Genomic DNA, 21,062 nt, shown 5'->3' with positions numbered 1-21,062 from the left:
AACCTTCTGTCCCAGCCTCTTCGCTTTTTATTTAGTAGCTAGAAGTTGTTCAATGCTGGCGATTTCGACGCATGTGCAGAGAACGTTCAACGCCTCTTTCAATTCGTCTACTGATGGGAATGTCGGCGCAATCCGAATATTCCGGTCACGTGGATCAATGCCATACGGGAAAGCCGCTCCGGCTCCCGTCAAGGTCACGCCAACTTCCTTTGCCAGTGTTACCGTTTTGCGGGCTGCACCGTCAACAATATCGAGGCTGATGAAATAGCCGCCGTTTGGCTTTGACCATGTGGCGATTCCTTTGCCGCCCAGCTTTTCTTCAAGCGTCGAGAGGACAAGCTCAAATTTCGGCTTAATCAGCTTCGCGTGCTTTTTCATATGGGCGTCCAACGGTTCCACCTCTGTGAAAAAGCGGACATGCTGGAGCTGGTTGATTTTATCGAAGCCGATTGTCTGTGACGACATCAGTTTGAGAAAATGGTTGATATTGTCACGGCTAGCCGCTATGACAGAGACACCTGAACCTGGGAACGTCACCTTTGACGTAGAAGCGAAGATGATCGGCCGGTTCGGCTGACCAGCTTCTTTGGCGGCTGCCAAAACATTTTTTAACGGATCATGCTCATCTGTCAAATGATGGACGGTATAGGCATCGTCCCAAAACAGGCGAAAATCATTCGCTTTCGTTTCCATCGAAACGAGACGCTCCACCGTTTCGTCACTGTATGTTGCGCCGGACGGATTGCTGTATTTCGGCACGCACCACATCCCTTTAATCGAATCATCTTCGCGAACAAGACGCTCGACTTCCTCCATATCCGGTCCTTCTTCATTTATCGCTACTTGGATCATTTCAATGCCAAACAGTTCACATATCGCAAAGTGGCGGTCATAGCCCGGCACCGGACAAATAAACTTGATCTTCCCCTGCTTCGACCACGGGGCGCTGCTTTCCGGGAACCCAAACACCATCCCGCGCATGATTGTATCATGCATTAAATTGAGGCTGGAATTTCCGCCAACAATCACTTCATCGGTCTCCACCTCAAGCAAATCAGCAAAAAAACGCTTTGCCTCCGGAATTCCGTCAAGCTGTCCGTAATTTCGTGTATCAACACCATTTTCTGCCTTCATGTCTGATTTTGAAGAAAGGACATCCAACATTGGCATCGACAATTCCAATTGCTCCGGACTCGGTTTGCCGCGGGACATATCCAACTTCAACTTTTTCGTGCGATATTGCTCATAGTCGGCCTTCAATGCGGCCAAGCGGTCTTTTAACGCTTCTTCTGATTGATCTTGTAACTGAGTCAACGTCATTCGAGCTCCTTTGTTCCTATAATTTTCTTTACTTCTCCCATTGTAAAACAACTTGCGTCAAGATGTTAGTCTCGTTTTTCAGAAAAAAGCAAATTTGTGCTAAAACGTATCGGGAAAAATGTTGTTTTCCTGTCACGGAACATAACGAAATTGATCATCCGGCTATGATACTATAGATGTTTGAAAGGTTATTCCTTTCGGAGGCACGTCGTAATTTGGTATAATTTCAACAGAAATTTAAAACAGAGACTCAACCAGGCAGGAGACGGAACATGGACAAAAACGAAAAAGACAATCCTCATCAAAACAACTCATTTAGAACACAACTGGCCGCGCTGGTGACGCACCAGCATTTTCAGTTTGCCATTATCGCGATCATTTTTCTTAATGGACTGATTATTGTAGCGGAAACGTATTTGAAGGGCAACGCCCTCTTGCTGACGCTGGATAAAATCATTGTCTGGATTTTTATCGTGGAGATGATTTTGAAATTGGTCGGACTCGGCGTGAAAAGGTATTTTTCAAGCGGCTGGAATCTATTTGACTTTTCCATTGTCGTAGCAAGTATATTGTTTTACTCGACTCCTTTTGTCAGTATTCTCAGATTGGTACGGGTAATGAGATTGATCCGGATGATCCCGGCGATTCCGGCGCTCCGGAAAATTATTGACTCGCTTTTAAAGGCCGTGCCGGCCCTGACGGGAATCTTAGGGCTTACCTTTCTCATCTTTTCGATTTACGCGATTATCGGCACGACATTCTATCATGATGTTCTGCCTTACGAATTTTTTGGCAGCTTTCATTCTTCTTTGTTTACATTACTGCAAGTCGTGACATTTGAATCGTGGGCCAGTCAAGTGGCAAGACCGGTGATTCAGGAAATTCCCGCGGCGTGGATTTATTTCGTGTCGTTCATCATCATTGGCGCCCTGGTGATTTTGAACCTTGTGGTTGCTGTCATTTTAAGCTATTTGAACGCTGACGAGGATGCGCACCGCGACGAAAAGCTGGAGCAGGTGCTTGAGGAGAACAGAGAGGTGAAGAAAGAGCTTGCTGAAATTAAGCAGCTGCTACAAAACCGCTCATAGGAAAACAGGACGAAAAGGCTGACTAACGGAGACAATCCGGCAGTCAGCCTTTCTTTTTTAACGTACTTCAGCGCCGAGACTGTTTTGAAAATGCTGCAAGGCAAACTCATGCCCGGCCGGATTAAAGCTGGCGACCCCTTTTTTGTGCACGACGAGGTCATAGCCACGCTCGTAGGCGCCATAGAGACTGTGAAGGACGCAAATATCGGTCGCCACTCCAACGAAATGAAGCTCCGTGATCCCTTTGGCGCGCAATTTCAGATCAAGATCCGTTCCGCTGAACGCTGAATACCTTGTTTTGTCCATGAAATAGACATTGGGCCGATCCTTAATTTCCTTATACAGCTCCCCCAGCTTTCCGTAAAGCTGCCGACCCGCGGTTCCGCGAATATTATGCGGCGGATACAGCCTCGTCTCCGGATGATGGTCATCCTCCAGCTCGTGTACATCAACGGCAAAGACGACAAAATCTCCCGCCTCCACAAATTTTCGTGTCAGTCTGACAATCTCCTCTTCGATCGCCTGGCCAGGCGCCCCACATGTCAACGCTCCGTCCGTGGCGACAAAGTCATTTGTGTAGTCAATCGCAATCAATGCTTTCATAACTCCTTGCCTCCTTCCCAGTACCCCTATCATTCTAGCGGCAGCTGGCAGAATCCTGCCCGCCCCGGCGATCATTTATTTGCTTCGTTGGAAGGCAAAGACTATAATACTACTAGGAAAAGCGCGTACTGGACGTACGCGCTGTAAATGAGGTGGACATCGTTGGATAGTATTGCTGTTGTTTCTTTTTTAGGCGCTGCCATTGTTTTGACATTAATGCCGGGGCCGGATAATTTATTTGTTTTGGCCCAGAGCATCGCGAAAGGCAAACAAGCGGGGATCGCCACGGCGCTTGGGCTTTGCACCGGTCTGCTCGGTCATATTAGCGCAGCGGTGATCGGGCTTTCGGCGGTTATTTATCAATCGGCATTAGCTTTTACGATTGTCAAATACGCCGGTGCCGCCTATTTGCTGTTTTTAGCCTACAAAGCATTTCGGGCCAAGGAAACGGGCTTTGGGCCGCTGAGCGCCGATCCACTGGATTATCGTGCGCTTTATAAAAAAGGCGTGATTATGAATTTGCTCAATCCGAAAGTTTCCCTTTTTTTCTTAGCGTTCCTGCCGCAGTTTATTCATTATGAAGCAGGGCCCGTTGCCGGGCAAATGCTTGTCTTTGGATTGATCTTTTTGCTGCAGGCGCTCATTCTTTTCTCGCTCATCAGCGTGTTCGCCGGAAAGATTGGTACTTTTTTGCGGAAAAGTCCGGCGCTCGCCAGGAAGATCAATTTGATCGAAGGAAGTCTTTTTGCTTTCATCGGCTTGAGAATCGCCTTTAGCGAGCATAAATGAAGGATTTAAAGAGGAAGTGTGACTCACTCCCCTTCCTCAAACACCTCCATAGCCAAATCAGTATTCACCCCGGCGGCGGCACATACCCCTTGACCGGCAGCGATTATCAATTGTGAAGGCCCGGACTGCGACGTGTCTCCCGCAGCATAGACTCCGGCGACATTCGTTCTTCCTAACCCGTCAACAACAATCCCGCCGGTTTCATTCAGCTTACATCCGAGTGCTTCAGCAAAATCGGTCGGCTGCGCGAGCTTGGTTGGCACGAAGCCTCCAGTTCGCTTAATTTCTGTTCCGTCGCTAAACAACACGTTTTCCAGCTTCCCTTCCTCTCCCTCCAGACCGATAATTTGCTCCTCCTTCACCCTGATTCCTTTCCTCTGAAACAACTGCTTGTCTTCCGGCGATAACACAGAATGCCCATTCGTACAAACGACGAGGTCATTGCTCCACTGATAGATCAGCTTCACCATATGGGCGGCATGCTCTGTTTCAGCAATCAGCATCAAGGGCTGATCCCGTAATTCCCAGCCATCGCAATATGGGCAGCTGAAAACGCTCGTTCCATAAAAGGTCTCGATTCCCTTGATCTTTGGCAGGCTTTCTTTGAGACCCGTAGCGATAAGCAATGTGCGGCTGATAAAGCGCTCCCCCTGCTCTGTCATCAGCAAAAAGCGGTCTTCCGCTTCCTTTTTCACTTTGGCAATCTTTACTTGCTCAAAGCGGACAGACGGATAATGACGAATGTCCTTCCAAGCCAGCTCGCGCAATTCATTTGGTGACACCCCATCCCTCGTGAGAAAGCCGTGTGAATGCCGGGTAACCCTGTTCCGCGGCTGACCGTTATCAAAGACCAGGACACGTCGCTTTGCCCTCCCCAATACAAGCGCCGCATTTAATCCGGCAGGACCGCCACCGATAATCGCACAATCAATCATAGAATCCACTCCATTCATTTATAGAGATTAAAGATTGTTAAAGTCTATAATTAAGTTAAAAAAAATTACAGAACAACCGCATGCAGCGAGTCAACCATGCTTTGATCGACCTTTTTCACAATATCTTCAATCGTCCGGCTACTTAAATGCTGTTCCATTTTCTGTTCGGCTTCATTCATAACCGCCTCGATCAGGCAGCCTTTCTGTTCCTCGGGCCGATGCTCGACATGGCAATTGAACATCGAATTACTTCCCTCAATCGCATGAATGATGTCTAAAAACGTAACCTGCTTACTATCCTTAATTAAGCGATAGCCACCGTTCACCCCTGTTACCGACTCGATAAAGCCGCCTTTCACTAATGTCGTTAGCACTTTTGACAGATAGCTTGGCGATACCCGTTGCACCTCGGCCAGTGGCTTGACACCGATCGTTTTTCCGGCAGGCAACAGCGCCAAATAAACTATGGTGTGGAGCGCATAATTCGTCGCCTTTGAATACTTCATCTTCTCACCACCTCATTATAGATTCAATGAGTCTATAATATCGTTAGTCGAACGACGCTGTCAAATTTCTCATCCTTTTTTTACGACTGCCAAACGGTCAGAAAATACAATTCCTTTACTTTCATTCGTGAATCGACTATTATATAAATCGTAATAATTTCGTTTTAAAACAGGAAGGTGATAAGAATGGCAAAGAAATCAAAGATTGCAAAAGAAAAAAAGCGCCAAGAACTCGTGGCCCGCTATGCAGAAAAGCGAAGAGAATTAAAGGAAAAAGGAGATTATGTGGCGCTTAGCAAACTGCCACGTGATTCAGCGCCAAGCCGTTTAACGCGAAGATGCGAATTAACCGGCAGACCTCGTGGCGTGCTTCGTAAATTTAAGCTCTCCCGGATCGCCTTTCGCGAGCTCGCTCATAAAGGTCAGGTTCCCGGTGTGAAGAAATCGAGCTGGTAAAAGTGTAAGACGGACAAATCCATGTGCAAAAAGAGAAATGACTTAGAGGATGGAATATAACGAAAGTTTGCAACTGCAATATCGAACAAAGCACCAACTTAGCGGATGAAATAGACGTAGACTCCAGCGGGAACAAAAGCAACGGTGAGACCCCGCCGTGCATAGCACGAGGAGGCTCACCAGCTTCCTGCGGAAAGCGAAGTCTATTTCAGGAGCGGTGCAGGTAGTCTCGCTGTCCTTTGTTCGGATATCCATGTAGTTTAGATACTTTTTCCCGACCTCTTCCCTTAAAGGAGGAATACACGAGATGAACAAAGTGCCTGTCACGGTTTTGAGCGGTTATTTAGGAGCCGGAAAAACAACGCTTTTGCAACATATTTTAACCAATTGTGAGGGGTTAAAGGTCGCCGTGATTGTAAATGACATGAGTGAAATCAACATTGATGCGATGCAGGTCAAAAAGAATCACTTTTCCAGAACGGAGGAAAAGCTCGTTGAACTGCAAAACGGCTGTATTTGCTGTACATTGCGGGAAGACTTGATGCAGGAGGTTGAACGGCTCGTCCAAGCGGGCGGCATCGATTATATCGTAATCGAGTCATCAGGCATAAGTGAGCCGATTCCTGTCGCGCAAACATTCACATACATTGATGAAGAGCTTGGAATTGATTTAACGAAGAATTGCACGCTCGATACGATGGTAACCGTCGTTGACGCCCATCATTTCTGGGAGGATTATCTTTCAGGGGAAACGCTGCATGAGCGACGGCAAGGAGTCGACGAAACCGACACGCGTGAAATTTCCGACCTGCTTATCGATCAAATCGAATTCGCCGACGTGATCCTGCTTAATAAAGCCGATCTCATTGAAGAGGCTGACTTGCGTGAGCTAAGCGGTTTTATCCGCAAGAGCAATAGCGATGCCGTCATCATCCCGACCTCTTATGGAAACGTTGAGCTTTCCTCGATCCTCCATACTCGGAAATTTGATTTTGAAAAAGCGAGTCAGTCCGCGGGCTGGATCAAGGAATTAAACGAGGAACACACGCCGGAAACAGAAGAATACGGTGTTTCTTCCTTCGTGTATCGCAGACGCAGACCCTTTCACCCTGAGCGGCTGATGGACTGGCTCGAACATTGGCCTGATGCAGTTGTAAGGGCAAAGGGCTTTTTCTGGCTTGCCAGCCGAAATGAGATCGCCGGCTTGCTGTCACAGGCTGGCTCGACGATTACCATTCAGGGAGCCGGTAAATGGGTTGCCGCTTATGACGAGGACGAGCAGCAAGAGGTTCTGCGTGAGGAACCCGAGCTTTTACAGAAGTGGGATCAGGATTTCGGTGACCGGATGACCGAGCTTGTTTTCATTGGCATTGACATGGACGAGGAAGCTGTCAGCCGTTCGCTGGACCACTGCCTCCTCCGTGATGAGGAAATGACAGTAGACTGGACGAGCCTTTCCGACCCGCTCCCGGCTTTTGTCGAAGCATAAAAGGCCCGGATAGAAGGCAAAGTAGAGAGAAAAAACATCGCAGCTGAAAACAAAAAGCCAGACCGTTGACAAATCTAGCTTTGGACCTACTGGCAATGGCTTCACACGCCAAAAGCCCGTTGTGAGAAACCCACTCACAACGGGCTTTTAAAGATCGTGGCGGTTCCGCTCATTGCTTAGAGACTGGGCAAAACAACCTTTTGTCCCACCCTCGCTTTTACGTTAGGTGTCTCGGGTTGGTGACAAGGAGGATGGGTGTTTCTCCAGTGCCAGATGGCTAATTTTTAGGTTCATCACAGCAAAAACAAGCATCGCCTGCATCGAAGCCCTTTCAGCTTTGTCCGGCTTCATCCAAGGCATCCTGGCAAATAGATGAATCAGATAGGTATTCTCGATTTGTTGTCCGATAGGAAAGAAGCTGATCTTCCGGACATATCTACTAGACGAAGCTCTGGATCGGGACAAATCCTTCTACCAAAAAAGCCTGTCGGCCGTCTCACTTTTGCGAGACTTTGTCGACAGGCTAAAAAAAGCTACCCTTTGTCTTCAGCTTTGATTTCCGATAATAAAGCGCCATAAGCCCGAAAAGACCTTGGCCTCGTATAAGGAAACGAGCAGGACGAGCAGGACAGGCCCGATAAATAAGCCGATAAAGCCGAAGAGCTGTAAGCCGGCAAACAAGGATACGAGCGTCGCCAGCGGGTTCAACCCGAGGCTTGAGGAGAGTACTTTCGGTTCGGCCAGCTGGCGCAGCACGATCGTAATCGTATACAAAATAAGCAGGCCAAAGCCTAAAAACAAGTCCCCCGTCACCAAACAGTAAATCCCCCACGGAATTAAAATAAGCCCAGTACCCAAATATGGCAGCAAGTCGACGAGGCCGAGAATGAGAGCGATCGTCAACGGCTGCTCGACGTTTAAAATAAGCAGACCGATGAAATTGACGACGGCTGTCATGCTAATTAATATAAACTGCGCCGTTAGAAAGCCGACAAGCTTTGTTTTCAAATCACGGTAGACGCTTGCAACCTGTCCGGAAACACGAATCGGCAGCTTTTCTTTGAGCCACACCTTCAACCGGTTCCAATCCTTGCTAATAAAATATAAGCCGAGCAACACGAATAAAAACACCGTCAATGTCAGCGGCAGCGCACCGACAAAATGAGAAAGACTATTGGCTACCGCCTGGCCGGCATTCCCGAGAATCGAGGCAAATTGACCACCGATCTGCTGAATGCTCGTTTCAATCGCGTTCTGCTGAGCCGGATCAAGCTCATCGATCATCCCGAGCCCCTTGATCCACAAAGGAACGAAATGCTCATTAAAATATGTTTGCAAATTGCGGGAAATCATTTCGATCTGCGTCGGGACAAACTGTGAGAGATATTGAAAGCCGTCAATTAGCTTGATAATGATCAAGGTCAACAAGCCGCCAACTAAGCCGAACAGGACGAGAATCCCGGTCAGAACAGCGAGCGGCCGCGGGAACCTTGCTTTTTTCTCAAGAATGTTGACGAGCGGGTTCATCAAAAAAGCGAAGACGGCAGCAATCAGAAACGGAAAAGTCAGCCAGACAAAATAGTAGAGGGCGAGCCAGCCAAGAACGATCAGCAAAGCAACAACGAGCATTCGTGCAATAACTTGAAGCACTTTATTGTTCCCCACTTGACACCTCCAACTAAGATCGGTCAGTCGCTATCAGCCGACCGCTTCGATTCACAACTGGTTTTTCTGTTCAAACCGGCTCAAAAGGAAAGCGCAGCCCGCCCCGAACAGGAAGGTCAGCACGCTGACCAGCAGCAAAAATCGATCCGTGCCGATGCCCGGGTAAATTACAATTGTCGAGCCGACAATAAAGCCGATAATAACCGCATAGGTTCCGACCTTGAATTGTCGCAAAAGCCAGGCGATGAACCGGCTTGTGACGATTAAGCCGATCGCGATCCCCGCCCCGACAGTCATAATAACGGGGATATTAATCGTCGATAAAGCATTGACGACCGTTGGATAAACACCGAAAAGCAGGAAAATAAACGAGCCGCTAATCCCCGGTAAAATCATTGCCGAGCTTGCCAGCCAGCCGGCAAAAAATAAAAGGGCATAATCACCTGTGCTTAAAGCCGTCATCACCGGCGCAAGCTCGTCTTCTTTGACAAAAACCGTTAAGCCGACGATCAGCGCTCCGATTAGCAGCAGGACATAATGAGCCGCCGTAAAGGTACGGGTAAACTCAATATCGTGCAGCAGCTTAGGGATGATGCCAATAATCAAGCCGAGAAAAAAGAAAAAGGTCGGCTGCGGGTATTCCGCCAACAGCCACTCTACGAGATGACTGACGGCAAGGAGCGCTGCGACAATACCGATCCCGAGCGGAAGCAAAAACATGAGATGCTTTTTCCATTGTCTCGTGAAAAGCCCGTTAATGGCCGCTAATAGATTCTGATAAATACCTAGCACTAACGCAATCGTTCCGCCACTTACTCCTGGAATCAGGTCGGAGATTCCCATTGTCATACCTTTAAAAATGTTACGCCATTCAAACAACACATCTTTCTCCTTTTCTAAACAGGTCGGTTCCTATGTAAACATGACAGGGAAGCAAACTGTTGTAATCAAATTGATGAGGGTCATGCATTTCCATCATTATTCTACCATTTCGCGCCATGATAAGCATGTCTTCTTTTGTCGCCTCGTAAAAAAGACCTTTACCATCAAAGCAGACCACTGAAAAACTTCCTTTTTCGTAACTCGAAGAAGAGTAATGGCGCCGCACGTTGCGCGCCTTGCTTCGAGAAACCCACTCGTAGCAAGGCTTTCAAAATCAGGCAACGGCTACGCTCATTACGAAAAAGCTGCTGAAAAAGTAAAAATCGCACTTTTTCAGCAGCTTTCCATCAAAGCAGACGTCTTTTCATGAAATGAAAGACGGAGCTACTGGTAAAGGTCTGGCTAACAACTTGATCCGGTTGCCAACAAAGCCGGGGATTTGCTCCCGTCATGACGACTTTATTGTACAGCTACTCCCCTTCGATTATAGTCATAATCATACCCGAATTGGTGATGTGATACAACTTGTTCACTGCTTTTCCTATTTCTTTCACAATTTTGCTTCAGACTGGTTCATAACTGACTGTAAACCTTCGGCAAAGTCCGGTCGTAAAATCCCTTTTTCCGTAATAATCGCCGTTATTAAACGGTGATCGGTAACATCGAAGGCCGGGTTGTATGTCTTGACATTAGCCGGCGCCATCGGTTCTTCGTACCACTTTGTCGTAATCTCCGTTGCATCGCGTTCTTCAATCACAATGTCCTTTCCTGTTTGGCACGAGAGATCAATCGTTGAGGTCGGCGCACAGACATAGAAAGGAATGCCGTAATGCTGCGCGAGAATCGCCACACCCGATGTACCGATTTTGTTAGCCGTATCGCCGTTAGCCGCGACGCGGTCACAGCCGACTAGCACCGCCTGCACCTTGCCCTCGCTCATCACGATTGACGCCATATTGTCACAGATTAAGGTGACATCAATCCCGGCTTCTGATAGTTCCCAGGCCGTCAGCCGCGCCCCTTGAAGCAAGGGCCGTGTTTCATCGGCGTACACCTTAAATTGATACCCCTGCTGCTGCCCTAGATAAATTGGGGCGAGCGCCGTTCCGTATTTCGCCGTCGCAATCGTGCCGGCATTACAATGCGTCAAAATGCCGTCTCCCGGCTTCAGCAACGATAACGCATACGTCCCAATCGTCTCACAGACCTGCTCATCTTCCAGGCGAATCGCTTCCGCCTCTTCCTTCAGCGCGGCGACAAGCTGGCCGACGTCCGCCGTTGCTTTCATCTCGGTCACGAGCCGCTTCTCAAGCCGTTCAAGCGCCCAAAACAAATTAACCGCCGTCGGACGCGAGGAGCCGAGGTAATCTTTCACTCTGCCAAAAGCGGCATAAAGCTCGGCGGACGTTGACGCGCCGCTTTGCTTTGCGCCTAAATAAGCGCCGTACGCCGCCGCGATTCCGATAGCCGGCGCTCCCCTCACCTTCAAATGATAGATCGCCTCCCACACATCCTCAGGTGTTTTCAATGTTTGATAGACCTTCTGTGTCGGCAGCAGCGTCTGATCTAAAATAACGACAGCCTCGCCCGTCTCATTCAAGATGACGGATTGGACAATATCGATCATGTTCTTCATGGCCTTCCCTCTTTTCTTCAGCTCTCAACAATTGTCTTAATGAAGTCCTCGCCGTTGCTGTACTGTTGCCGGTTAAGAATCAGCGTCTTTCCAACTTTTAAACAGAAGATTTCTGCTTCCGCCCGGCTCCCCGGTTCCTTGATTTCCGTTACATCCTTTACTTTAGCCAGTCCGATAACGCGCCGGCAAAGCTCAAGTCCGCATACCGCCGCCGTATCCTCGATAATTCTTTGAAGATAGTAGTCAAGAAACCCTTCGTAGGACGCGACCTGTTCTGTTACTTCGCGCTTGTATGCGCTGATAAATTTTTCTTTAAACAAGTCTATCGTCTGCTTAATCGTCTCGAGGATATATCCGCAAAACTGCTCACGCTCCGCTTCATTTGTCAGCGTGTGACGGCCATTGACATAGGCAAACAGCAAATTGGCGATTACATTGCCGATATCGTAACCAGCCGGGCCGTAAAAGGCGAATTCCGGATCAATCACTTTCGTTTCCGTTTCTGTGACGAAGATTGAGCCGGTATGCAAATCACCGTGTAAAAGCGACTGGGCATTTGTCATAAAGTCGAACTTAAGCTTTGCTGTTTCCAGCGCCAGCGCCTTGTCGTTCCAAATTTCCTCTTCGACAAATGCCCGTGTGCCGTCAAACACTTCGTTGCGCGGGCATGGATAGAAAGGCTCTGTGTAAACGAGGTCCTCCGTGATTTCACATAGCTCAGGATTGATGAACGATTTAACGAGTTCCTTTTTCTCTTTATGATTCAGCACAAGATCCGATGTCGCCAGGAGAGTGTTGACTAAAAACGTGGAAATATGATCAGCGAATTTCGGAAACGTTCTCTTTTTTAAGAATGCAGTTCTTAAAATGTCAAAGTCAGATAGATCCTCCATCACGCAGCAGTTCATGATCGGATCATAGTGATACACCTTTGGCACGAAGCCTTCTGCCAGCTTCCCTTGCAGCCGTAAAATATCACTTTCAATCCGGTTGCGGTCCGGAGACACTTTAAACTCGTCCGAAATGCGCGCCACCGGCCCGGCCTGCTTAATAATAATTGACTGGCCGCTTTTCTGATCGCGGATCCGAAACACATAATTCAAGTTTCCATCGCCAATTTCCTCACATGTCAATTCAGCATCAGCTGGAAAAATCGACAGTCTCGTCTTCGTATAATCGACCGCTTCAGCTTCCGTCATCGTAAAATATTTCTCAGTAAATGTCGTCATCTTCCTTCCCCTCCCCGTTCATCGTTTACTTCTGTCTGCTTTTATAATAAGTCAGGGCCAGTGCCAAAGCGAGCACCGTTCCTTTTACAATGTCCATCGCGTAATACGGTACACTCATCATCACAAGTCCATTGGCCAATATTCCGATTAAAACAGCCCCGACAAACGTTCCGAGCGCGTTCGGCTTTCCGGCGCCGAGGACGGCAAAGCCGATGAAGGCCGCGGCGACCGCATCCATCAAATAAGGTCCGCCGGCATTAATTTCCGCCGTCATCACCCGCGAGGCGAGGACGATTCCTCCCAATGAAGCGAATAAGGCGGAAAGCAGGTAGGCAACGACCTTGTATTTGTTGACGGGAATGCCGGAGAGCCGAGCCGCTTCCTCGTTGCCGCCGATGACATACATGTAACGGCCATGCTTTGTATGCGTAAGGAAAATATGAACAATGAAAACAACGACAAGCATGATGATAATAATATAAGGCACCTGGCCGAGCTTGGCGAATCCGCTGCTGATCGTGCCCTCCGCATAGCTGCCATCGGGCATAATCATATTTTCAGAGACGGTCGCCCCTTTTGTATAGGTCAGCGCCACTCCTTGAATAATGAACATCGTCGCCAGCGTTAACAGCAAATCCGGAATTCGGACTTTGACGATCATAAAGGCGTTAAACGCGCCGACAAGCAAAGCAACGGCAATGGCTGTTACGATTGCAACCGCAGTCGGCTGGGAATACCAGACAAACATCGAAATCACGACGGCGCTGGCAAGCGAGGCGACTGAGCCGACTGATAAATCAAAGCCGTCGACCGCCAGGGAAATCGTAATGCCGATCGCGATAATTGTCACGATCGAGATCGAGCGCAAAATCGTAATGATATTATCCGCCTTAATAAAGGACGGATTCACGCTGGCAAAGACAATAATCAGCACGACAATTAAAATCATCGTCCCATATTTATATAAAAAATTAAACAAGTCAAAGGACGCTTTATGGTCGCCCCTTTTTTGTTCCGCCATATTACTTTCCTCCAGTTGAGAGGTATAACAATTCCTCTTCGTTCGTAGTTGATGTGACGAGTTCCTTAGTCATTCGCCCATCGTACAGCACATACACCCGGTCGGTAATCCCGAGCACTTCCGCCAGCTCGCATGATGCGTAAATGATTGCTTTCCCACGGTCGGCAAGGCCGGCGATCAATTCAAAAATATCCTTTTTCGCGCCGACATCGACGCCTTTTGTCGGCTCATCGAAAATATAAAGGTCACTGTCGGCAATCAGCCATTTTCCGATCGCCACTTTTTGCTGGTTGCCGCCGGAAAGATGCTTGACGGTTGCCGCCGGACTAGGTGTTTTGATCGCAAGCGCTTCAATCATTTCCTCGGCCTTCGTTCGTTCCTTTTTCACATCAACGAAGCTGAATCGTTTGAGAAAGTTTCCAAGGCTTGATGCGGTCAAGTTCGTAACGACCGATTCTTCGACGAGCACCCCTTCCTTGCGGCGCTCCTCCGGCACAAGCGCGATCCGCTGGCGCACCGCCTCGGTCGGACTGGCAATGGTGACATTCTTCCCTCTGAGCGAGATCGTGCCGGCTTTTAGCTTCTCTGCTCCAAAAAGCAGCTTGCACAGCTCCGTTTTCCCGGCACCGACAAGTCCCGCTACGCCGATAATTTCCCCGGCTCTCACTGTCAGGCTGACATCATCAACCTTGTCGCCGTCAGAAATATGGGCAGCTTCCAGCACAACCTCCCCCGCCGTTTGCCTGCGCTCCGGAAACTGGGCTTCGAGCGACTTACCAAGCATATGCTCAATCACCCTCGTCGCGCTCGTTTCACTTGTACGTTCACGGGAAATATAGCAGCCATTTCTCATCACTGTGATTTCCTCGCAAATCTCAAACAGTTCCGGCAGGCGATGAGAAATGAAAATGACTCCGACGTCTTTTTGCTTCAGCTCATTTACAACGCGAAAAAGCTGCTTCGTCTCTGTCATACTGAGCGGTGCCGTCGGCTCATCTAAAATGAGAAATTTGCATTCCGTCGACACGGCGCGGGCAATCAGCACCATCTGCTTTTCAGCAAGCGAAAGCTCACTGACCAGCTTTCGCGTCGGCAGCTTGACTTGAAGCGTCTCGAGGATCACCGCTGCCTGCTGATGAAGCCTTTTCCAGTCAATCATCAGTTTCTTCTCTTTATTGGCCACAAGAGCGTTCAGCATAATGTTTTCCGCGACTGTTAAGCTTGAAACAAGCGCTGTATCAACTTCCTGGTAAACGATTTGAATGCCGTGCCGCCGGGCATCCTTTGGGGAGCGGATGTCAATGAGCTCCCCATCAAGGTAAATCTCCCCGCTGTAGTGATTGTACACGCCGGACAGCACCTTCATTAACGTCGACTTCCCGGCGCCATTGGCGCCGATCAGCGCGTGGGCCTGTCCGGTCTCCATTTCAAATGAAGCTCGGTCCAATGCGCGCACACCGGGAAATTCGATTGAAATATTGCTCATTTTCAGGTTCATGCCATCACCTATTGGTTATGATGTTCTTTCAGTATCGTCATCCACTCTTCTTCAAACGCATCAGATATGCCCCAGCCTTCAATCACGTCAGCAAGGTTAACCATATTGACCGGTTCTGACCCGCCGATGAGGCTCTCTCTTGAAATCAACGATGCTTCCAAATCATAGGTTTGCGGGGTTTCCTCTCCGGCAAGCTTCTTCGCTAAAATCCGCAGATTGATCGAGCCGATCAGCTTCGGATCGACAGCAGCCGTGTAGCTCCACGTGCTGTTTTCCTGCTGCATTACTTGAAGATCGGCATTTGATACGTCAATTCCGTAAATCGCGATTTCATCACGGCCCGCTTCCTCCAGCGCACGAGCGGCCCCGATCGCAAAGGCGTCCCATGTCGCAAAAATCGCATCAATCTCCCCTTCAGGGTATTTGTTCAGCATCGCCGCGACCGCATTTTGTGTCTGTGTCGACGTATCCTCAGAGGCGACCCCAAACCGTTCAAGCTCGTTCAGCCCCGGATTTGCCGCAAGCACTTCCTGATAGACGTTGTTGCGGCGTACCATTGGTGGAAAGCCGTCAACCCAAAGATAAATCATGTTCGCTTCTCCGTTGAAATCCTCAACGAGTTGGTCAAGCGCCAGCGTCGCCAATGCTTCGTCATCCTGAGAAGTCAGCGTTACGCCTTCAATCTCTTCCAATTCAGCAATCGAATCGAACGTAACCACTTCAATTCCCGCCTCCCGGGCGCGCTCAACCGCATCGTAGGTCGCCGCATCGTCGCCATGCGATAAAATCAGCCCATCGACGCCAGCATCAATCGCCTGAGAAATCGCATCATGATAACGGGCCGTATCGCCGTTTGCTGTAAATACGTCGACATCAAAGCCGAGTGCCTCTCCTTCTTCCTTTACTCCGGCCAAATATTGCGCTGTATGATCATCGCCGCCGATTTTGCGGATCACTCTGATTTTCGTTTCTTCACCGCCGGCAAATCGTTCCGGCACACCTTCGATCGTGTCGCTTTCCGCTCCACCGCCCTGCTCTCCTGTTGACTCTTCTCCAGCTCCGCAGCCGACAAGCGTTACGGCAAGCGCCGCTGCCACTACTGATTTCCACCACTTATTTTTCTTCATTTGTCTCTCTCCCCTTTTTTGTCGGCAAAACATAAAAAAGCCTCTTTCACTCACGATCGAGAAAGAGGCGGAATGGACTGGCTCCGTCCTCTTATCTTTCAGCTCGTTTCACATGTAAAACGAGCTGTTGGATGTAGCACCGTGTCTTTACACCTTTTAGGCTTCCATCAATCTCCTTGATGAACAGACCGGTTGCCGGGCTTCATTGGGCCAATTCCCTCTGCCAGCTCTCGATAAGAGTGAATCATGTAATTTTATGTTTTACATTTTGAATTCTGAGAGTAATCATACGAGTCAGACATTCGTTTTGTCAATAGATTTTCGCAAAAATAATTCATAATTGACAGACGACTCTTCCTCTGGCATAATTCATTACATCATTTTGTAACGACAATACCAATACGAATACTCTTATTAAGAGCAGGTGGAGGGACGAGCCCGATGAAGCCCGGCAACCTGTTTCAACCGAGCGGTTGATTCAAGGTGCTAATTCTCTCAAGCGCAAAGCTGACAGATAAGAGGACATAGAATCATAGAATGGGTCCTCTTCTTTTTCAAAAAAGATGAGGATTTTTTTGTGATGGTAACGAAAGGAGGACTCCGCTACGATGAGTCATATTACGGCAACCTACAAGGTGTTTGACCAAAAAGGCGACCTCGCTAAAAAAGCGGAAGGCATCGCGCTCGGCCTGACAATCGGCTCCTGGACAAACCTTCCCGCACTGGAAAAGAAGCAGCTTGAAAAGCACAAAGGAGAAGTCATCTCTGTCGAAGAGCTTGTGCCATCGGCGGATGACAACCGTTATTTCTCCAGCAAACGGACGGTCGGCCTGATTAAAATCGCCTACCCTGCCGCCAACTTCAGCGCGGATCTGGCAGCGATTTTGACGACGATGTTCGGCAAGCTATCCCTCGATGGAGAAATCAAGCTTGTCGACATTGAGCTGTCGCCCCAGCTTGAAGCCCAATTTCCTGGTCCGCAATTCGGCATCAGTGGCGTCCGGGAACGACTCGATGTGTTTGACCGCCCACTGTTAATGAGTATTTTTAAAGGGATGATCGGCAAGGACATTGGTGAATTTCAGCAGCAGCTCAAGCAGCAGGCCATTGGCGGTGTTGACCTTGTCAAAGACGATGAGATTCTATTTGATAATGAGCTGACCCCATTTGAACAGCGGATTACGACCGGCGTCCAGACGCTGGCTGAGGCCTATGAAGAAACCGGAAAAAGAACGCTTTACGCTGTCAACTTGACCGGACGGACGTTCGACTTAAAAGAAAAGGCGAAGCGCGCGGTCGAGCTCGGTGCAAGCGCGTTATTGTTTAATGTGTTTGCTTACGGCCTTGATGTGCTGCAAAGTCTAGCCGAAGATCCAGATATTGCCGTGCCGCTAATGGCCCACCCGGCTGTTTCCGGGGCGATGACCGGCTCGCCTTATTACGGCTTCTCCAACAAAGTGCTGCTCGGCAAGCTGTTGCGCCTTGCTGGCGCTGACCTTGTCCTCTTCCCTTCTCCTTATGGCAGCGTCGCTTTGGAAAAGCAGGAAACGCAGGACATTGCGACAGCATTGACCACGCAAAGCCAGCTCAAGCCGGCTTTCCCGGTTCCATCGGCCGGGATTCATCCGGGGCTGACACCGCTTTTAATCAATGACTTCGGCCACGACGCGGTCATTAACGCCGGCGGCGGCATTCACGGCCATCCGGCCGGCGCTGATGCCGGGGCCCGTGCCTTTAGAGCGGCGATCGATGCTGTGCTCGCCGGACAGACTCTTGATGAAGCCGCCGGACAGCAACCCGAGCTGCGCACCGCGCTTGAGCTGTGGGGGCAGCGATGATGAGTTCAATTGACGGACGAAAGCCGATCATTTTCTGTGATTTTGACGGCACGATCACCACTAAGGACAATATTATCGCGATTATGAAAGAATTCGCCCCGCCCGGCTGGGAGCAAATTAAGGACGATATCCTCGCCCAGCGGATTTCGATACGCGAAGGAGTCGGCGCGCTGTTTTCTCTCATTCCGGTGGAACGAAAAGCGGAGATCATTGCCTTTGTGCAGCGGCAGGCGACGATACGCGAAGGCTTTCAGCAGCTGCTGGACTTTACGAAGGAGTACGGCTTCGACTTTAACGTCGTCAGCGGCGGAATTGACTTTTTCGTCGAACCGATGCTCGCTCCCTACAAGCTGACTGATAACCTTTATTGCAACGGCAGCGACTTCAGCGGCGAGACGATCGAGATTCTCTGGCCTCACGCCTGCGACGCTGACTGCACAAATGATTGCGGCTGCTGCAAGCCGTCGATTTTGCGGCAGTATTCCGCCGAGGATTATTATAGAATCGTTATCGGCGATTCAATTACCGACCTGGAGGCAGCCAAGCTCGCCGATGAAGTGTTCGCCTGTGATGACTTTCTGCTTGAGAAATGTCAGGAGCTTGGCCTCCGTCATACGGCTTTCTCGTCCTTCCATGAAGTGATAGCCGGGCTGAAAGCGAAAAAAGGAGTGAGCATCAATGAGTGAAGCAGTACAGGAAAAATGGAATGAGCTCGCTGACATTAAAGATGAACTGGCCGCCCGCGACTGGTTCCCGGGCACAAGCGGAAATTTGTCGATCAAGGTCAGCGACTCGCCGCTCTCTTTCCTTGTCACCGCAAGTGGCAAAGACAAACGAAAACGGACAGCCGAGGATTTTTTACTAGTCGGCGGCAACGGCCAACCGCTTGAGGAAACTCATCTCAAGCCATCAGCAGAAACGGTGCTTCATCAACAAATTTACGAAAAAACCGATGCCGGCTGCTCGCTTCATGTTCATACGATTGACAACAATGTCATCTCAGAGCTGTACGGCGAACAAGGTGAAATCACCTTCCGTCGTCAGGAGCTGATCAAAGCGTTTAACATTTGGGATGAGGATGGCGAGATCAACGTGCCGATTGTTGAAAATTACGCCGATCTCCCCCGCTTGGGAGACGCGGTCGCCGAACGGATTGCTCCAGGCATCTACGGAGTGCTCATTCGCAACCACGGTATCACCGCCTGGGGACGAAATGGCTTTGAAGCGAAAAAACATTTGGAAGCTTTTGAGTTTTTATTCAGCTATCATCTTAAGATGCTGGCTTTAAGAAAATAACCATATTGAAGGAGGAAAATCAAATGGCTGAAATTCAAATTCGTAACACAGGAGAAGTCATTCACGGAGAAGAAGAGGTGCGCAGCTTTTTAGCAAGTCAGGACGTTCTTTATGAGCACTGGGATACGAGCAAGCTGCCTGAGCGTTTGCAAGGGGTTTGCCATCTGACAGATGGCGATAAGGAAGAGGTGCTGGCGACATTTGACGAAGACATTCGTTCCCTTGCCGAACGCCGCGGCTATCAAAAATGGGATGTCATCTCGTTAAATAATGACACGCCCGACCTCGACAAGCTGTTGAAAAAGTTCGAGCAGGTCCACACTCATACCGAAGACGAAGTACGGGCGATTACAGCCGGATCAGGGACTTTTGTCATTAAAGGGGCAGAAACCGGCTATTTCGATGTCAACCTCACACCAGGAGACGTCATTTCCGTTCCGGTCAACATCCCGCACTTCTTCACCCTCTCGGAAGAGCGCCAGGTCGTCGCCGTCCGCTTGTTCATTGATCCGGAAGGCTGGGTTGCTCATCCTTTTGCTGATCCTGAGTTTGAGGGAAGTAAATAAGAAAACCGTACAGCGGCTTTTCTTAAAAGCGGTGTGCGGAGCCGTTACAATGCAACGCGCGAAGCCGTCGCTCTTCTTCAATTCAACCCGAAAACTATATACGTTAGTGGCTGGGCGAAAGGAAAAACATCCTTTTGTCCAGCCACTTTAGCTTCTAGGATACCGCTCTTCTCTCCGCCTTCCCTTTCCGCGAGAGAAATTGCGGATTGGAGGCTAGAATGACCCCGGTTAAAATCAGGATGCCGCCGATCAGCTGTGCTTTCGCCAGGCTTTCTCCGGTAAACAGCACGGCGAGCACCGTCGTGAACAGGACGATCATATGCAAATAGTTGGACGCTCTGCCCGGTCCGACCTGCATCACGCCCTCGTTCCAGCAAATAAAAGAGAGAAACCCCGGAAACAAGGCGAGATAGACGACTGTCAGCATAAGCGAAGGTGATAGCGACGTCAGCTCGAGCGGCTCATAGGTCCGCTCGAAAAGCGCGAACGGAATCAGACAAGCAATCGCAATATAGATTGTGATCAAAAAAGTCGCTTTTTTCGGCAGATCGACCCCGAACCGCTTCATCAGCACCGAATAAATCGACCAGCAGATCACCGCAGCGACAACGATCACATCACCCGGATTGATCCGCAGCGCAACAATCGCTTCCATGCTGCCGCCAGTTACCACGACAACGACGCCGGCAAGTGAGACGACAATCCCGACGAACTGCCAGGGGACAATCCTCTCCTTCAAAAACATGACCGATAGTACGACAATCAGCAACGGTGAGAGCGAATTCACGAGCGATGCGTTAATCGATGTCGTATATTGTATCGCAATATATAATAGCGTATTAAAGCCGCCGACGCCGGTAATCGCCAGCAGAATCAGTACCTTCCAATTTGCCTTAAGGATCGCTTTATTCGCCTTCACCTCATTGATAACGAATGGCAAAAAGACAATACTGACAATCAGCCACCTTATTACAGAAAGCTGAATTGGCGGGATTTCCTCGATCACCATCCGGCTAAATGCAAAATTCGTTCCCCAAAAAAAAGTAGCCAGCACAAGCAGCAGATAGGGGGACTGCTTCAGTTTGTTGAATACGGCCTGCAATCATTTCGCCTTCTTT

General features: G+C 49.3%; 20 protein-coding genes, 1 pseudogene and 2 riboswitches. Of the genes and pseudogenes, 8 read left to right on the top strand and 13 right to left on the bottom strand.

Features of this window, described 5'->3' with window-relative positions:
* Nucleotides 1–27 precede the first annotated feature (27 nt).
* Entirely contained in the window at nucleotides 28–1,320 is a 1,293-nt protein-coding gene (locus M3202_RS04590; protein WP_251222158.1) for an aspartate aminotransferase type Ic, read from the bottom strand.
* A 272-nt stretch (nucleotides 1,321–1,592) separates the two neighbouring features.
* On the opposite strand from M3202_RS04590, the gene M3202_RS04585 reads away from it, so the two are divergent.
* The gene (locus tag M3202_RS04585; RefSeq protein ID WP_251222157.1) at nucleotides 1,593–2,408 is read left to right on the top strand and encodes an ion transporter; all 816 of its coding nucleotides are present in this window, start codon (nucleotides 1,593–1,595) and stop codon (nucleotides 2,406–2,408) included.
* 57 nt (nucleotides 2,409–2,465) lie between these two features.
* Here the strand turns inward: M3202_RS04585 and M3202_RS04580 are convergent, their stop codons facing one another.
* Complete coding sequence (locus M3202_RS04580; RefSeq protein ID WP_251222156.1) at nucleotides 2,466–3,011, bottom strand: cysteine hydrolase family protein; 546 nt, start codon at nucleotides 3,009–3,011, stop codon at nucleotides 2,466–2,468.
* A 162-nt stretch (nucleotides 3,012–3,173) separates the two neighbouring features.
* Between M3202_RS04580 and M3202_RS04575 the strand changes: the two genes are divergently transcribed.
* Nucleotides 3,174–3,800: a LysE family translocator gene (locus M3202_RS04575; RefSeq protein ID WP_251222155.1), complete on the top strand. Its 627-nt coding sequence runs from the start codon at nucleotides 3,174–3,176 to the stop codon at nucleotides 3,798–3,800.
* A 23-nt stretch (nucleotides 3,801–3,823) separates the two neighbouring features.
* On the opposite strand, the gene M3202_RS04570 is transcribed toward M3202_RS04575, so the two are convergent.
* Together M3202_RS04570 and M3202_RS04565 are read right to left on the bottom strand one after the other, a co-directional pair.
* On the bottom strand, nucleotides 3,824–4,735 hold the full coding sequence (locus M3202_RS04570; RefSeq protein WP_251222154.1) for an NAD(P)/FAD-dependent oxidoreductase: 912 nt from the start codon (nucleotides 4,733–4,735) through the stop codon (nucleotides 3,824–3,826).
* A 65-nt stretch (nucleotides 4,736–4,800) separates the two neighbouring features.
* Nucleotides 4,801–5,241, bottom strand: coding sequence for an Rrf2 family transcriptional regulator (locus M3202_RS04565; RefSeq protein ID WP_251222153.1), 441 nt, complete (start codon nucleotides 5,239–5,241; stop codon nucleotides 4,801–4,803).
* A 186-nt stretch (nucleotides 5,242–5,427) separates the two neighbouring features.
* Between M3202_RS04565 and rpsN the strand changes: the two genes are divergently transcribed.
* The gene (gene rpsN / locus M3202_RS04560) at nucleotides 5,428–5,697 is read left to right on the top strand and encodes a 30S ribosomal protein S14 (protein ID WP_251194123.1); all 270 of its coding nucleotides are present in this window, start codon (nucleotides 5,428–5,430) and stop codon (nucleotides 5,695–5,697) included.
* Nucleotides 5,698–6,004: 307 nt separating this feature from the next.
* Nucleotides 6,005–7,186 carry a GTP-binding protein gene (locus tag M3202_RS04555; protein WP_251222152.1) on the top strand — a complete coding sequence of 394 codons (1,182 nt, stop codon included), beginning with the start codon at nucleotides 6,005–6,007 and terminating at the stop codon, nucleotides 7,184–7,186.
* A gap of 224 nt (nucleotides 7,187–7,410) precedes the next feature.
* On the opposite strand, the pseudogene M3202_RS22680 reads toward M3202_RS04555, so the two are convergent.
* The 8 genes and pseudogenes from M3202_RS22680 to M3202_RS04520 form a co-directional block, all read right to left on the bottom strand.
* Nucleotides 7,411–7,622, bottom strand: a pseudogene (locus M3202_RS22680) (hypothetical protein); the annotation flags it as partial.
* Between the two features lie 110 nt (nucleotides 7,623–7,732).
* On the bottom strand, nucleotides 7,733–8,851 hold the full coding sequence (ytvI, locus tag M3202_RS04550) for a sporulation integral membrane protein YtvI (RefSeq protein ID WP_251222151.1): 1,119 nt from the start codon (nucleotides 8,849–8,851) through the stop codon (nucleotides 7,733–7,735).
* Between the two features lie 51 nt (nucleotides 8,852–8,902).
* On the bottom strand, nucleotides 8,903–9,700 hold the full coding sequence (locus tag M3202_RS04545; protein ID WP_251222241.1) for a DUF368 domain-containing protein: 798 nt from the start codon (nucleotides 9,698–9,700) through the stop codon (nucleotides 8,903–8,905).
* A 583-nt stretch (nucleotides 9,701–10,283) separates the two neighbouring features.
* Complete coding sequence (gene mtnA / locus M3202_RS04540; protein WP_251222150.1) at nucleotides 10,284–11,369, bottom strand: S-methyl-5-thioribose-1-phosphate isomerase; 1,086 nt, start codon at nucleotides 11,367–11,369, stop codon at nucleotides 10,284–10,286.
* Nucleotides 11,370–11,386: 17 nt separating this feature from the next.
* Complete coding sequence (gene mtnK, locus M3202_RS04535; RefSeq protein ID WP_251222149.1) at nucleotides 11,387–12,598, bottom strand: S-methyl-5-thioribose kinase; 1,212 nt, start codon at nucleotides 12,596–12,598, stop codon at nucleotides 11,387–11,389.
* A gap of 25 nt (nucleotides 12,599–12,623) precedes the next feature.
* Complete coding sequence (locus M3202_RS04530; protein WP_251222148.1) at nucleotides 12,624–13,619, bottom strand: ABC transporter permease; 996 nt, start codon at nucleotides 13,617–13,619, stop codon at nucleotides 12,624–12,626.
* Nucleotide 13,620: 1 nt separating this feature from the next.
* Nucleotides 13,621–15,117: a sugar ABC transporter ATP-binding protein gene (locus M3202_RS04525; RefSeq protein WP_251222147.1), complete on the bottom strand. Its 1,497-nt coding sequence runs from the start codon at nucleotides 15,115–15,117 to the stop codon at nucleotides 13,621–13,623.
* An 8-nt stretch (nucleotides 15,118–15,125) separates the two neighbouring features.
* On the bottom strand, nucleotides 15,126–16,244 hold the full coding sequence (locus tag M3202_RS04520) for a sugar ABC transporter substrate-binding protein (protein ID WP_251222146.1): 1,119 nt from the start codon (nucleotides 16,242–16,244) through the stop codon (nucleotides 15,126–15,128).
* Between the two features lie 88 nt (nucleotides 16,245–16,332).
* Nucleotides 16,333–16,484, bottom strand: a riboswitch (SAM riboswitch).
* A 168-nt stretch (nucleotides 16,485–16,652) separates the two neighbouring features.
* Nucleotides 16,653–16,765: riboswitch (SAM riboswitch) on the top strand.
* A gap of 87 nt (nucleotides 16,766–16,852) precedes the next feature.
* Between M3202_RS04520 and M3202_RS04515 the strand changes: the two genes are divergently transcribed.
* From M3202_RS04515 to M3202_RS04500, 4 genes are read left to right on the top strand one after another with little or no spacing between them, the layout of a single operon-like run.
* Nucleotides 16,853–18,082 carry a 2,3-diketo-5-methylthiopentyl-1-phosphate enolase gene (locus M3202_RS04515; protein WP_251222145.1) on the top strand — a complete coding sequence of 410 codons (1,230 nt, stop codon included), beginning with the start codon at nucleotides 16,853–16,855 and terminating at the stop codon, nucleotides 18,080–18,082.
* On the top strand, nucleotides 18,082–18,768 hold the full coding sequence (locus M3202_RS04510) for a 2-hydroxy-3-keto-5-methylthiopentenyl-1-phosphate phosphatase (protein WP_251222144.1): 687 nt from the start codon (nucleotides 18,082–18,084) through the stop codon (nucleotides 18,766–18,768). The genes M3202_RS04515 and M3202_RS04510 overlap by 1 nt, the downstream gene beginning before the upstream one ends.
* Nucleotides 18,761–19,378 (top strand): methylthioribulose 1-phosphate dehydratase, encoded by a 618-nt coding sequence (locus M3202_RS04505; protein ID WP_251222143.1) that lies wholly within the window; start codon nucleotides 18,761–18,763, stop codon nucleotides 19,376–19,378. Before M3202_RS04510 ends, M3202_RS04505 begins: the two co-directional genes overlap by 8 nt.
* 23 nt (nucleotides 19,379–19,401) lie before the next feature.
* A complete protein-coding gene (locus tag M3202_RS04500) occupies nucleotides 19,402–19,944 on the top strand; it encodes a 1,2-dihydroxy-3-keto-5-methylthiopentene dioxygenase (RefSeq protein WP_251222142.1) in 543 nt (180 codons plus the stop codon).
* A gap of 154 nt (nucleotides 19,945–20,098) precedes the next feature.
* Here M3202_RS04500 and M3202_RS04495 read toward each other — a convergent pair whose 3' ends face one another.
* Nucleotides 20,099–21,046, bottom strand: a complete 948-nt coding sequence (locus M3202_RS04495; protein WP_251222141.1) for a DMT family transporter — start codon at nucleotides 21,044–21,046, stop codon at nucleotides 20,099–20,101.
* Nucleotides 21,047–21,062 lie beyond the last annotated feature (16 nt).

Origin of the sequence: Halalkalibacter oceani (genome assembly GCF_023715605.1) — a bacterium.
Lineage (GTDB): Bacteria > Bacillota > Bacilli > Bacillales > Bacillaceae_D > Halalkalibacter > Halalkalibacter oceani.
Note: the sequence above shows the minus strand (reverse complement) of the source record. Positions and strands in the feature narration are given on the sequence as shown.

Bases quoted from the DNA above. Each gene is read 5' to 3' on its own strand.
- M3202_RS04500 (WP_251222142.1), top strand. From the start codon at position 19,402: ATGGCTGAAATTCAAATTCGTAACACAGGAGAAGTCATTCACGGAGAA.
- M3202_RS04570 (WP_251222154.1), bottom strand. From the start codon at position 4,735: ATGATTGATTGTGCGATTATCGGTGGCGGTCCTGCCGGATTAAATGCG.
- M3202_RS04585 (WP_251222157.1), top strand. From the start codon at position 1,593: ATGGACAAAAACGAAAAAGACAATCCTCATCAAAACAACTCATTTAGA.
- rpsN (WP_251194123.1), top strand. From the start codon at position 5,428: ATGGCAAAGAAATCAAAGATTGCAAAAGAAAAAAAGCGCCAAGAACTC.
- M3202_RS04520 (WP_251222146.1), bottom strand. From the start codon at position 16,244: ATGAAGAAAAATAAGTGGTGGAAATCAGTAGTGGCAGCGGCGCTTGCC.
- M3202_RS04565 (WP_251222153.1), bottom strand. From the start codon at position 5,241: ATGAAGTATTCAAAGGCGACGAATTATGCGCTCCACACCATAGTTTAT.
- M3202_RS04590 (WP_251222158.1), bottom strand. From the start codon at position 1,320: ATGACGTTGACTCAGTTACAAGATCAATCAGAAGAAGCGTTAAAAGAC.
- M3202_RS04515 (WP_251222145.1), top strand. From the start codon at position 16,853: ATGAGTCATATTACGGCAACCTACAAGGTGTTTGACCAAAAAGGCGAC.
- M3202_RS04510 (WP_251222144.1), top strand. From the start codon at position 18,082: ATGAGTTCAATTGACGGACGAAAGCCGATCATTTTCTGTGATTTTGAC.
- M3202_RS04525 (WP_251222147.1), bottom strand. From the start codon at position 15,117: ATGAACCTGAAAATGAGCAATATTTCAATCGAATTTCCCGGTGTGCGC.
- M3202_RS04580 (WP_251222156.1), bottom strand. From the start codon at position 3,011: ATGAAAGCATTGATTGCGATTGACTACACAAATGACTTTGTCGCCACG.
- M3202_RS04555 (WP_251222152.1), top strand. From the start codon at position 6,005: ATGAACAAAGTGCCTGTCACGGTTTTGAGCGGTTATTTAGGAGCCGGA.
- mtnK (WP_251222149.1), bottom strand. From the start codon at position 12,598: ATGACGACATTTACTGAGAAATATTTTACGATGACGGAAGCTGAAGCG.
- mtnA (WP_251222150.1), bottom strand. From the start codon at position 11,369: ATGAAGAACATGATCGATATTGTCCAATCCGTCATCTTGAATGAGACG.
- M3202_RS04530 (WP_251222148.1), bottom strand. From the start codon at position 13,619: ATGGCGGAACAAAAAAGGGGCGACCATAAAGCGTCCTTTGACTTGTTT.
- M3202_RS04505 (WP_251222143.1), top strand. From the start codon at position 18,761: ATGAGTGAAGCAGTACAGGAAAAATGGAATGAGCTCGCTGACATTAAA.
- M3202_RS04545 (WP_251222241.1), bottom strand. From the start codon at position 9,700: ATGACAATGGGAATCTCCGACCTGATTCCAGGAGTAAGTGGCGGAACG.